This window comes from Dietzia sp. CW19 (assembly GCF_014145265.1).
Classification (GTDB): Bacteria; Actinomycetota; Actinomycetes; order Mycobacteriales; family Mycobacteriaceae; genus Dietzia; species Dietzia natronolimnaea.
The window spans coordinates 1-12,029 of sequence record NZ_JAALEE010000147.1; the positions used below are offsets into that span (position 1 = coordinate 1).

Here is a 12,029-nt window from a genome sequence, read left to right on the forward strand (position 1 = left end):
CGGCGGTGGAGGCCGCGCAGGCGGCGGTCGGGGCGACGCTCCGTGGCTGAGCCGACCGGGGTCCCGAGGGTCCTGTGCATCGCCGGTACCGACCCGTCCGGCGGCGCGGGCCTGCTCGCGGACGTCAAGTCCGTCGCCGCGATGGGCGGGTACGCGATGGGGGCCGTCACCGCGGTCACCATCCAGAACACCCTCGGGGTCAGCGGCGTACACGCGGTACCCGTCGAGACCGTGGTCGCCCAACTCGACGCGGTGGCGGACGACGTGCGGATCGACGCCGTCAAGATCGGCATGCTCGGCGAGGCCTCCCTCGTCGAGGCGGTGGGGGACTGGCTGCGTCGCCGGAGACCCCCGAACGTCGTCCTCGACCCGGTGATGGTCGCCACCACCGGCGGCAGGCTCGCCAGCGACGACGCCTCCCGCATGCTCCGCGACCTGGTCCCGTTAGTCGATCTGGTCACCCCCAACGTCCCGGAACTCGGTGTCCTGTGCGGGGAATCCACCGCGGGCAGCATCGAGATGATCGTGGAGCAGGCCGAGCTCGTCCACGAGCAGACCGGGTGCTCGGTGCTCGCCACGACCGGCGATCTCGAGGACGGCAGTGCCGAGGACGTCCTCGTCCGCTCGGCGGGCGGGTGGCGCACGACCCTGCGACTCCCGTTCGTCCGCGTGGACACGCCGCACACCCACGGGACCGGGTGCTCGCTGTCCTCCGCCCTGGCCACTGCCCGGGTGGCGGCCGATGACTGGGAGGCCGCGTACCGGCGGGTCCGTCCGTGGATGGACGGCGCCCTCCGGGGCGGGCTCGATCTCGAGGTGGGCCGGGGGGCCGGGCCGCTCGACCACACCTGGTTCCTCCACCACTGATCGCCCGGGACCCGCCCCTCTGTCGTACACCTGTGCGAATATTCGGCTCATCACACAGCCGAGACCACCGGGAGTAGACCATGTCCACCACGCACACCGCCTCCGCCGGGTCCTCCGCCGCGAAGGCGCTCGACCGGGTCCGCAAACTGTTCGCCAAGGCCGAGAGCGTCGCCGGCACGCCGGAGGCCGAGGTGTTCCTCGAACGGGCCTACGGGTTGCTCGCGAAGTACGGCGTCGACGAGGCTCTGGCGAGATCGGGGCCCGATGCGCGACCCGCGGAAGTGACCGTGTTCGATCACGTGGTCGCCGGGAGATACCAGCCGGACCAGGTGGGACTGGTGGCATCGCTGGCCGCCGCGATGCACTGCCGGGCCGTCACCTCCACCCGCGGTGACGGCGCGAGGGTCGTCCACATCGTGGGGGTGCGTCGGCACGTCGAGCGGGTGGGGATGCTCGCCGGCGCGCTCACGGGGGTCATGCTCGCGGCGGCAGCGCACCAGCGGCCGGCTCCCGGCGTCTCGCCGGTCACGCACCGGAAGTCGTTCATGACCGGCTTCGCCTTCGAGGTGGGACGCCGACTGGCCGCGGCCGAACGCGGAGCCGTCGCCGGGAGCGGGGACGCGGTCGGGGCGGGACTCGTCCTGAGGTCGGACGCCCAGCGCGCGGATTCCGAACTACGGCGCCGTTTCCCCTCGGCGGTCCGTGGTGCACGGCGGAGGGTGGGTTCCTCGGGGATCGAGGAGGGGCGTCGCGTGGGCGGATCAGTGGATCTCGGACAGAGCCGCTTCGGCGGGGGACGGCGTCAACTCGGAGCCTGACCGGCCCGGGATCGTCGCGGCCGGCACGTCGGTGTGCAAAAGATTGCAAGCTGATGCATACTTGTGCGCATGGCAATCAAGGTAGCGGTCGCAGGTGCGTCGGGTTACGCGGGAGGGGAGTTCCTCCGCCTGCTCCTCGGGCACCCCGCGCTGGAGTCGGGCGAGATGGAGATCGGAACCCTCGCCGCGGGGTCCAACGCCGGGCAGCCGCTGGTCGAGCACCATCCCCATCTCCTGCCGCTCGCGGAGCGCGTCCTGGTCGAGACCAGTGCGGACACCCTGGCCGGGCACGACGTCGTGGTCCTGGGACTGCCGCACGGGCACTCCTCGGAGATCGCCGAGCAGCTGGGACCGGACGTCCTCGTCGTCGACCTGGGTGCGGACTTCCGGCTGTCCGACGCCTCGGACTGGGAGGCCTACTACGGGTCCGCGCACGCCGGCACCTGGCCGTACGGTCTGCCCGAACTCCCCGGCGCGCGTGAGGCGCTGCGTTCGACCCGCCGCATCGCGGTGCCCGGGTGCTTCCCCACGGGGGCGAGCATCGCGCTGTTCCCGGCGGTGGCGGCCGGACTGGTCGACGCGTCAGGGATCACGATCGTCTCGGTCACCGGTGCCTCGGGCGCGGGGAAGTCCGCCAAGGTCCCGATGCTCGCCTCGGAGGTCATGGGCTCGGCAAAGGCGTACGGCGTCACGACCCACCGCCATGCGCCCGAGATCACCCAGAACCTGCGGGCGGTCACCGCGGCGCCGGTGTCGGTGAGCTTCACACCGGTCCTGGCCCCGATGGCCCGGGGCATCCTCACCACCGCGGTCGCCCCGACCACGGCGACGGCGGGGGAGTTGCGGCGGGTGTACGCGGAGGCGTTCGACCACGAACCCTTCGTCCACGTGCTCCCCGAGGGTGTGCAGCCGATGACCGCCTCGGTGCTCGGGTCCAACGCGGTGCAGCTCGGCATCGAGGTGGACGAGCGGGCGGGGCGCGCGGTGTTCACCGCGGCGATCGACAACCTCGCCAAGGGCACCGCCGGTGGGGCGATCCAGTCCATGAATCTGGCACTCGGACTGCCCGAGACGGCGGGGCTCAGCACGGTCGGCCTCGCCCCGTGAGTGCGGGCATCCTGTCCGGCGCGGTGTCCGGTGGCCGCACCCACGGTCTCGAATCGTGGTCCGATCCGGTGCGCAACGACGCGGTGTTCTGGGTGGCTCCCGCGGGCGCGACGGCCGTGTTGGAGGTCGAGGGCGAGGGGACCGACGCCGCGGAGTTGCGGTGGAGCACACTGAGCGCCGAGGTCCCGTCGATCCGCGCGGTCGTCCTGCTCGACGGCCCGGGCGCCGGAGTCCCCGGAGAGGACTTCACCTTCACGCACTCCGTCGCCGAGGACGTCGCCCGGATCGTCGGCTCCCGGTCGGGTTCCGAGGTCGGACCGATCGAGGTGCTCGTCTTCCGACCGGACACCGATCACACCCGGTGGCCGGAACCCGCACCCACGGCGGACGGGGTGGAGTTCCGGTTCCGCCACCGCGGCGGTGCCGGCGTCCGTCTCACCCTGACCGTTCCCGACCAGCCCGAAAGAGGACTGACATGACCACCGAGATGAACGACGGGTCGACCGAGTTGACGCCGTTCGTCCGTGCCCACGTCCTCGCCGAGGCGCTGCCGTGGCTGCAGAAGTTCCACCACAAGATCGTCGTGGTCAAGTACGGCGGCAACGCGATGATCGACGGCCAGCTCAAGGCGGCGTTCGCGGCCGACATGGTGTTCCTCCGGACCTGTGGCCTGAAGCCGGTGGTGGTCCACGGGGGCGGCCCCCAGATCACGTCGATGCTCGGCCGCCTGGGGATGGAGGGCGAGTTCCGCGGGGGATTCCGTGTGACCACCCCCGAGGTCATGGACATCGTCCGCATGGTGCTGTTCGGCCAGGTCGGCCGAGAACTGGTGGGGCTCATCAACGCGCACGGCCCGTACGCGGTCGGGATCTCCGGAGAGGACGCTGGCCTGTTCACCGCGGTCCGACGGACGGCGATGGTGAACGGCGAACCGACCGACATAGGACTGGTCGGCGACGTCGAGTCGGTCGACCCCCGTGCCGTCCTGGACCTCATCGAGGCCGGCCGGATCCCCGTCGTGTCCACCATCGCCCCGGATGCCGACGGCACGGTCCACAACATCAACGCCGATTCCGCCGCCGGCGCACTGGCCACCGCGCTCGGCGCCGAGAAACTCGTCGTCCTCACCGACGTCGAGGGGTTGTACACCGATTGGCCGGACCGGTCCTCGCTGGTCACGCACCTCGGGACCGGTCCTCTCGAGCGGGTGTTGCCGTCTCTCGAGAGCGGCATGGTCCCCAAGATGGAGGCGTGCCTGCGCGCGGTGCAGGGCGGGGTGCGGGCGGCCCACGTCATCGACGGGCGCGTCGAACACTCCGTGCTGCTCGAGGTTCTCACCGAGGGCGGCATCGGCACCATGGTCACCGAGGGTGACCACGAGATCCGCACGCCGGCAGGAGGAGCGAGATGACCGGGACCGACACCATGTCCCTCACCGCACGGTGGGACAGCGCGCTCATGCGCAACTACGGCACCCCGCCGCTCGAGCTCGTCTCGGGCCGGGGCGTCACCGTCACCGCCTCGGACGGCCGCGAGTACGTGGACCTGCTCAGCGGGATCGCGGTCAACTCACTCGGTCACGCGCATCCGGCGGTCGTCGACGCGGTCAGTCGCCAGGTCGCCGAGCTCGGCCACGTGTCCAACCTCTACATCCACCCGACGGTGGTGGCGCTGGCCGAGCGCCTCGAGTCACTGCTGTCGGTGGACGAGCCCGTCCGCGCCTTCTTCTGCAACTCGGGCGCGGAGGCCAACGAGGCCGCGTTCAAGATCGCCCGTCGGACGGGGCGGTCGCGGATCCTCGCGGCGGAGAACGGTTTCCACGGCAGGACCATGGGCGCCCTCGCGATGACGGGTCAACCCGCCAAACGCGAGCCGTTCGAACCGATGCCCGCAGGGGTCGAGTTCTTCCCCTACGGCGACACCGCCGCGCTCACCGCTCTCGTCGAACAGGCTCCCGGGGACACGGCCGCCGTGATCGTCGAGCCGATCCAGGGCGAGGGAGGGGTCGTCGAACCCCCCGAGGGCTTCCTTGCCGACGTGCGATCGTTGTGCAGCGAGCACGGGATCCTCATGATCGTCGACGAGGTCCAGACCGGGATCGGTCGTACCGGGGCGATGTTCGCCACGCGGCGGGCCGGCGTGGTCCCCGACGTGATCACCCTGGCCAAGGGCCTGGGCGGCGGGCTGCCGATCGGCGCCTGCCTGGCGGTCGGTGCGGCCGGCGAGCTGCTCACCGCGGGCCAGCACGGGACCACGTTCGGCGGTAACCCCGTCGCGTGCGCGGCCGCCCTGGCCGTTCTCGACACGATCGAGTCCGAGGACCTGATCGCGCACGTCGACCGACTCGGGAAGATCATCGCCGCGGAGATCGAGTGCCTGGATCACCCGCTGGTCGACCACGTGCGGGGGAGGGGACTGCTGCTGGGCGTCGTGCTCACCGCCCCGCTCGCCAAGGCCGTGGAGGGGGCGGCCCGGGAGGCCGGGTACCTCGTCGGTGCCACTACCGCGGACGTGGTCCGACTCGCCCCGCCGCTCGTGCTGACCGAGGAGCAGGTCGCCCGGTTCGTCGCCGGGCTCCCGGGCATCCTCGACGCCGCCACCCCGAAGGAGGCCACCTCATGACCGCCGCATCGTCGTCGGTGCGGCACTTCCTGAGGGACGACGACCTCAGTCCCGCGGAGCAGGCCGAGGTCCTCGATCTGGCGATGCGGCTCAAGGCCGCCCCGTTCTCGGCCCGCCCGCTCGAAGGGCCGCGGTCGGTCGCCGTGATCTTCGACAAGACCTCCACGCGGACCCGGTTCTCGTTCGACGCGGGCATCGCCCAACTCGGTGGGAACGCCATCGTGGTGGACTCCGGATCCACCCAGATGGGCAAGGGTGAGACCCTCTCCGACACGGCGAGGGTGATGTCGCGCTACGTCGAGGCGATCGTCTGGCGCACCTACTCGCAGGACGGGCTCGCCGAGCTCGCCGCGCACTCGGACGTGCCCGTCGTCAACGCCCTGACCGACGAGTTCCACCCGTGCCAGATCCTCGCGGACCTGCTCACCATCCGCGAGAACTTCGGTCGCACCGCCGGCCTGCGCGCGGTGTATCTCGGCGACGGTGCGAACAACATGGGGCACTCGTATCTGCTCGGGTTCGCGACCGCGGGAATGCACATCACCATCGCCGCGCCGGAGGGATACCAACCGACGGGGCAGGTGGTGTCGGACGCCGAGCGCGTGGCGGCGGGGACCGGTGGCTCCGTGAGGATCACGACCGACGTCGACTCGGCGGTGGCCGGGGCGGACGTCCTCATCACGGACACCTGGGTGTCGATGGGGATGGAGGACTCGGCGACCGACCGGCTCCGCGACCTGGCCGGTTACCAGTTGGGCCAGGAGTCCGTCGACAGGGCGTCCGACGACGTGATCGTCCTGCACTGCCTTCCCGCCTACCGCGGCAAGGAGATCGCGGCCGAGGTCATCGACGGCCCCCGCAGCCGCGTGTTCGACGAGGCCGAGAACCGGCTCCACGCGCAGAAGGCGCTGCTCGTGTGGCTCATGGAGCGGTCGTGATGACGGTGGGGACGGTCAGCAGGACCGCCAGGCACGCCCGGATCGCCGAGATCCTCCAGCGCCGACCCGTCCGGAGCCAGACCGAACTGGCGGAGGCCCTGGCCGAGGAGGGCATCGCGGTCGCGGTGGCCACCCTGAGCCGGGATCTCGACGAGCTCGGGGCCGTCAAGCTCCGGGCCGCCGACGGAGGCGCGGGCCGTTACATCATCCCGGAGGACGGCAGCCGGGCCCCGGGGATCCCCGGGGGCACGGACAGGCTCGGCAGGCTGCTCGGCGACCTGCTGGTCTCGGCGGACCACAGTGGCAACATCGCGGTCCTGAGGACCCCGCCCGGCGCCGCGAACTTCCTGGCGAGCGCCCTGGACCGCGCCAACCTCGACGACGTGGTGGGGACCATCGCCGGGGATGACACCATATTCGTGATGGCCCGTGAACCCGTCGGAGGCGCCGAGCTCGCGGACCGGCTCGCCTCCCTCGCCCGCCGCCCACTCTGACATCCACGACCCGACCCCAGACCGTAGAGATCCGAACCATCAAGGAGCACACCATGTCCGATCGCGTAGTCCTCGCCTACTCCGGCGGCCTCGACACCTCTGTCGCCATCAGCTGGATCGGCAAGGAGACCGGAGCCGAGGTCGTCGCCGTCGCCATCGACCTGGGTCAGGGCGGTGAGGACATGGAGGTCATCCGGCAGCGCGCACTGGATTGCGGCGCCGTCGAGTCGATCGTCGTGGACGCCCGCGACGAGTTCGCCGACGAGTACTGCGCCCCCACGATCAAGGCCAACGGGATGTACATGCGGGAGTACCCGCTGGTCTCGGCGATCTCCCGCCCGCTGATCGTCAAGCACCTGGTCACGGCGGCCAAGATGCACGGCGGTACCTCCGTCGCGCACGGCTGCACCGGCAAGGGGAACGACCAGGTCCGCTTCGAGGTGGGCTTCGGTGCGCTCGCCCCGGACCTCGAGGTGATCGCCCCGGTCCGCGACTACGCCTGGACGCGTGAGAAGGCCATCGAGTTCGCGGAGCAGAACGAGATCCCCATCAACGTGACCAAGAAGTCCCCGTTCTCGATCGACCAGAACGTCTGGGGCCGCGCGGTGGAGACCGGTTTCCTCGAGGACCTGTGGAACGCCCCCACGAAGGACGTCTACGACTACACCGAGGACCCGACCCTCAACTTCGCCGCTCCCGACGAGGTCACCGTCACCTTCTCGGAGGGCATCCCGGTGGCGATCGACGGGCGCAAGGTCTCCGTGCTCGAGGCCATCGTGGAGCTCAACCGCCGGGGCGGGGCCCAGGGCGTGGGGCGGCTGGACATGGTCGAGGACCGGCTCGTCGGTATCAAGAGCCGCGAGGTGTACGAGGCGCCGGGAGCGATGATCCTCATCACCGCGCACAAGGCGCTCGAGGACGTCACCCTCGAGCGTGAGCTGGCGCGGTACAAGTCCGGGGTCTCCGACCAGTGGTCGAACGCGGTCTATGACGGCCTGTGGTTCTCCCCGCTGAAATACGCCCTCGACGCCTTCATCGACAACACCCAGCAGCACGTCTCCGGGGACATCCGGATGGTCCTGCACGGTGGTTCCATCGTCGTCAACGGTCGTCGTTCCGACTCCTCGCTCTACGACTTCAACCTCGCGACCTATGACGAGGGGGACTCGTTCGACCAGAGCTACGCCAAGGGCTTCGTGAACCTCCACGGTCTGAGTTCCAAGATCGCCGCCAAGCGGGACCTCGGGCTGTGAGCGACGCCGACCGGCAGGACGACCGGCACGGCACCAACGCCGGAGCACTGTGGGGTGGCCGCTTCGCGGGCGGGCCCGCCGAGGCGATGGCCGCACTGAGCAAGTCCACGCACTTCGACTGGGAGCTGGCCCCGTACGACATCAGGGCCTCCAAGGCCCACGCCAGGGTCCTGCACCGCGCGGGGTTGCTCTCCGGTGCGGACCTCGACGCGATGCTGGACGGTCTGGACCGCCTCGCCGCGGACGTGGATTCCGGCGCGTTCGGCCCGGCAGAAACGGACGAGGACGTCCACGGGGCCCTCGAACGCGGTCTGATCGACCGGGTGGGTGTCGAGGTGGGTGGGCGCCTCCGTGCCGGCCGGTCCCGCAACGACCAGGTCGCCACGCTGTTCCGGATGTGGTTGCGTGACGCGGTGCGTGAGGTTGCCGGGGGTGTGCTCGACGTGGTCGACGCGCTCGTGGCGCAGGCGGACGAGCACCCCGAGACCGTGATGCCGGGCAAGACGCACTTCCAGGCAGCCCAGCCGATCCTGCTCTCGCACCAGCTCCTGGCGCACGCGCAGCCGTTGCTGCGGGACGTCGATCGGATCCGCGACCTGGACCGCCGTCTCGCGGTGTCTCCGTACGGTTCGGGCGCTCTGGCCGGGTCGTCCCTCGGACTGGACCCGGACGCGATCGCGGCGGAGCTCGGCTTCGACCGCGCGGCGGACAACTCGATCGACGCGACGAGCTCGCGGGACTTCGCGGCCGAGGCGGCCTACGTCCTCGCGCAGATCGCTGTCGATCTCTCCCGTCTGGCGGAGGAGGTGATCGCCTGGTCGACCCCGGAGTTCGGGTACGTGACCCTGGCCGACGAGTGGTCGACCGGTAGTTCGATCATGCCGCAGAAGAAGAACCCGGACGTCGCGGAGCTGATGCGCGGCAAGACGGGTCGGTTGATCGGCAACCTGACCGGGCTGCTCGCCACCCTCAAGGCCCAGCCGTTGGCCTACAACCGGGACCTGCAGGAGGACAAGGAGCCGGTCTTCGACTCCGTCGCCCAGCTCTACCTGCTCCTCCCGGCGATGGCCGGCATGGTCTCGACCCTGACGTTCCACCCGGAGCGTCTCGCCGCGCTCGCCCCGGCCGGATACACGTTGGCCACCGACATCGCGGAGTGGATGGTCCGTCAGGGCGTGCCGTTCCGCGTCGCCCACGAGGCGGCCGGGGAGTGTGTGCGGGTGGCGGAGTCCCGCGGCGTCGGGCTGGAGGAGTTGACCGACGACGAGTTGGCGACCGTCGACCCGGCGCTGACGCCCGACGTCCGCGACGTGCTCACCGTGACGGGATCGATCGCGTCACGGAGCGCACGCGGCGGCACCGCCGGCACCGCCGTGGCCGAACAACGGCGGCGGCTGGGAGAGATCCGTGACGAGCTCGCCCACTGGGTAGGGTGAGCGCCATGTCCGTCATCGATGCCCGTCTGCTGGAGATCCTCGCCTGCCCCGAGGACAAGGGTCCGCTCCTCCTGGCGGGCGACGACACGCTCTACAACCCCCGCCTCCGCCGCGCGTACCGGATCGATGACGGTATCCCGGTCCTACTGGTGGAGGAGTCACGTCAGGTGGATGACGCCGAGCACGCGGACCTGCTCGCCGCCGCGGGCGCAGCTCCACAGGAGTGACCCGGCGGTACGCCGGGGCGGACCCGTTCCGCACGCTGCTCCGCGAAGCGGACCCGGCCGGGGCCGCGCGCGCACTGCTCGGGGGTGTCCTGACCCATGACTCCGTCTCGGTCCGGGTGGTCGAGGTGGAGGCCTACGGCGGACCGGTCGACTCAGCCCATCCGGATCCCGCCGCGCATACCTGGCCGGGTCCGACCCCGCGAAACGAGGTGATGTTCGGCGACGCCGGTCACCTGTACGTCTACCTGAGCCACGGGATCCACCGGTGCGTCAACATCACCTGCCGGCCCGCGGGCGAGGGCGGCGGGGTACTGCTGCGCGCCGCCCGGGTGGAGGGCGGACACCGGGTGGTGGACGACCGCCGGCCCGGTATACCCGTGGAACACGCGGCCCGCGGGCCGGGGAATCTCGGCAAGGTGTTGGGTATCGATCTCTCCCACCGGGGAACGGATGTCCTCGACCCGACGTCGTCGGTCACCTTCCGTCCCGATCCGGTACCCGAGTCGCAGATCCGGTCCGGCCCCAGGGTGGGTGTCTCCCGTGAGGCGGAACGCCCCTGGCGGTTCTGGCTGGCGGGCGCCCGGGAGGTCTCCGCCTACCGGCGCAGTCCTCGCGCGCCGAGGGTGACGCACCCCGCCCCGTGGTAGCCCACCGCGTCGATGGGGAACAATGGCACGCGTGACTTCCAACATCCTCGAAGACCTGCAGTGGCGGGGGCTCATCGCGCAGTCGACCGACCTCGACGCGCTCCGTGCCCATCTCGACGAGGGCACCGTGTCGTTGTACTGCGGCTTCGATCCCACCGGTCCGAGCCTGCACGCAGGTCACCTGATCCCGCTTCTCACCCTGCGGCGGTTCCAGCTGGCCGGGCACCGACCGATCGTGCTGGCCGGGGGAGCGACAGGGATGATCGGCGACCCCCGCGAGGTGGGGGAGCGCACCATGAACACCGCGGACACCGTGGCCGAGTGGGCCGAGCGCATCACCGGTCAGCTCGAGCTCTTCGTGGACCTCACCGAGGGGCCCGTGGGCGCGCGGGTGGTCAACAACATGCAGTGGACCGGTCACCTGACCGCCATCCAGTTCCTCCGCGACGTCGGCAAGCACTTCTCGCTCAACACCATGCTCGGGCGTGACACGGTCAAGCGTCGTCTGGACGGTGACGGGATCTCGTACACCGAGTTCTCCTACATGCTCCTGCAGGCCAACGATTTCGTGCAGCTGCGTCGCACCATGGGGTGCACGCTGCAGATCGGCGGCTCCGATCAGTGGGGGAACATCGTCGGTGGCGTCGATCTGAACCGCCGGATGGACGGGGAATCGGTGCACGCGATGACCGTTCCCCTGGTCACCTCGTCCGACGGGAAGAAGTTCGGCAAGTCGACGGGCGGTGGGAGCCTCTGGCTCGACCCGGCCCTGACCAGCGCTTACACCTGGTACCAGTACTTCCTCAACACCTCAGATGCCGACGTGGTCCGCTACCTGCGGTGGTTCTCGTTCCTGGGCCGGGAGGAGATCGACGAGTTGGACGCACTCACCCGGGAGAAGCCGCACCTGCGGGCGGCGCAGAAGCGCCTGGCCGAGGAGATGACCACGATGGTGCACGGGGTGGCGGCCACGGAATCGGTGCAGGCGGCGTCCCAGGCACTGTTCGGACGCGGAGAGTTGACCGAGCTCGACGAGCGGACCCTCCGTGCCGCGCTCGAGGACGCCGGCGCGGTCGAGCTGGGATCCGACGAGCCGAGGACGATCGTCGATCTGCTGGTCGCGTCCGGTCTGTGCGAGAGCAAGGGTGCGGCGCGACGTGCCGTCGGTGAGGGCGGCGCGTACGTCAACAACCAGCGCGTCGACGATGTCGAGTGGGCGCCCGCGACGAGCGACCTCCTGCACGGGGCCTGGCTGGTCCTCCGGCGCGGCAAGAAGAACCTGGCCGGGGTCCGGATCCACTGATCCGGGGAGTAGGGGCAGACGGCGCCGGTACACACCGGCGCCGTCTCGCATTTCTCCCGTTGACCTGGCGATTTGCGTTTGGGTTCACGTCTGCGTAACTTATTGGAAGTCGCCGAGAGCGAGCCCGGACCGAGAGGCCCGGGCCGAGGCAGGTGGCGGTTTTCAGATGGTTGTGCGGACCCCGGTTTTGACTTGGTGGGTCGGTGTGGCTAGGCTGGAGAAGTTGCCCCGAAGTGGGTGGCGAAGAGTGTGAGTCCCTCGTGATCCGGTGGTCGGTGACTGTCCGGGGAGCGGTGTGGTGGTGTTGTTTGAGAACT

Annotated in this window: 13 protein-coding genes; all 13 read left to right on the top strand. The window is 70.4% G+C overall.

Features of this window, described 5'->3' with window-relative positions; translation table 11 throughout:
• Positions 1 to 42: 42 nt before the first annotated feature.
• The 13 genes from thiD (at position 43) to tyrS (ending at position 11,712) form a co-directional block, all read left to right on the top strand.
• Positions 43 to 867 (top strand): bifunctional hydroxymethylpyrimidine kinase/phosphomethylpyrimidine kinase, encoded by an 825-nt coding sequence (thiD, locus tag G6021_RS05260; RefSeq protein ID WP_095717211.1) that lies wholly within the window; start codon positions 43 to 45, stop codon positions 865 to 867.
• An 80-nt stretch (positions 868 to 947) separates the two neighbouring features.
• Complete coding sequence (locus G6021_RS05265) at positions 948 to 1,685, top strand: DUF2786 domain-containing protein (protein ID WP_179525171.1); 738 nt, start codon at positions 948 to 950, stop codon at positions 1,683 to 1,685.
• A 69-nt stretch (positions 1,686 to 1,754) separates the two neighbouring features.
• Entirely contained in the window at positions 1,755 to 2,792 is a 1,038-nt protein-coding gene (argC, locus tag G6021_RS05270) for an N-acetyl-gamma-glutamyl-phosphate reductase (RefSeq protein ID WP_179525172.1), read from the top strand.
• Positions 2,789 to 3,271: a hypothetical protein gene (locus G6021_RS05275; protein ID WP_182640795.1), complete on the top strand. Its 483-nt coding sequence runs from the start codon at positions 2,789 to 2,791 to the stop codon at positions 3,269 to 3,271. The genes argC and G6021_RS05275 overlap by 4 nt, the downstream gene beginning before the upstream one ends.
• The gene (argB, locus tag G6021_RS05280) at positions 3,268 to 4,203 is read left to right on the top strand and encodes an acetylglutamate kinase (protein WP_182618017.1); all 936 of its coding nucleotides are present in this window, start codon (positions 3,268 to 3,270) and stop codon (positions 4,201 to 4,203) included. The genes G6021_RS05275 and argB overlap by 4 nt, the downstream gene beginning before the upstream one ends.
• Positions 4,200 to 5,414 carry an acetylornithine transaminase gene (locus G6021_RS05285; RefSeq protein WP_182610495.1) on the top strand — a complete coding sequence of 405 codons (1,215 nt, stop codon included), beginning with the start codon at positions 4,200 to 4,202 and terminating at the stop codon, positions 5,412 to 5,414. Before argB ends, G6021_RS05285 begins: the two co-directional genes overlap by 4 nt.
• Positions 5,411 to 6,352, top strand: coding sequence for an ornithine carbamoyltransferase (argF, locus tag G6021_RS05290; RefSeq protein WP_179525174.1), 942 nt, complete (start codon positions 5,411 to 5,413; stop codon positions 6,350 to 6,352). Before G6021_RS05285 ends, argF begins: the two co-directional genes overlap by 4 nt.
• Positions 6,352 to 6,846 carry an arginine repressor gene (locus G6021_RS05295; RefSeq protein ID WP_176474999.1) on the top strand — a complete coding sequence of 165 codons (495 nt, stop codon included), beginning with the start codon at positions 6,352 to 6,354 and terminating at the stop codon, positions 6,844 to 6,846. The genes argF and G6021_RS05295 overlap by 1 nt, the downstream gene beginning before the upstream one ends.
• Before the next feature lie 53 nt (positions 6,847 to 6,899).
• Positions 6,900 to 8,099, top strand: a complete 1,200-nt coding sequence (locus tag G6021_RS05300; protein ID WP_095717203.1) for an argininosuccinate synthase — start codon at positions 6,900 to 6,902, stop codon at positions 8,097 to 8,099.
• Positions 8,096 to 9,535, top strand: a complete 1,440-nt coding sequence (gene argH / locus G6021_RS05305) for an argininosuccinate lyase (protein ID WP_095717202.1) — start codon at positions 8,096 to 8,098, stop codon at positions 9,533 to 9,535. The genes G6021_RS05300 and argH overlap by 4 nt, the downstream gene beginning before the upstream one ends.
• A gap of 5 nt (positions 9,536 to 9,540) precedes the next feature.
• The gene (locus tag G6021_RS05310; RefSeq protein ID WP_179525175.1) at positions 9,541 to 9,762 is read left to right on the top strand and encodes a Trm112 family protein; all 222 of its coding nucleotides are present in this window, start codon (positions 9,541 to 9,543) and stop codon (positions 9,760 to 9,762) included.
• Entirely contained in the window at positions 9,759 to 10,409 is a 651-nt protein-coding gene (locus tag G6021_RS05315) for a DNA-3-methyladenine glycosylase (RefSeq protein ID WP_304816390.1), read from the top strand. The genes G6021_RS05310 and G6021_RS05315 overlap by 4 nt, the downstream gene beginning before the upstream one ends.
• A gap of 31 nt (positions 10,410 to 10,440) precedes the next feature.
• Positions 10,441 to 11,712, top strand: a complete 1,272-nt coding sequence (gene tyrS, locus G6021_RS05320) for a tyrosine--tRNA ligase (protein WP_311201625.1) — start codon at positions 10,441 to 10,443, stop codon at positions 11,710 to 11,712.
• Positions 11,713 to 12,029: the final 317 nt, after the last annotated feature.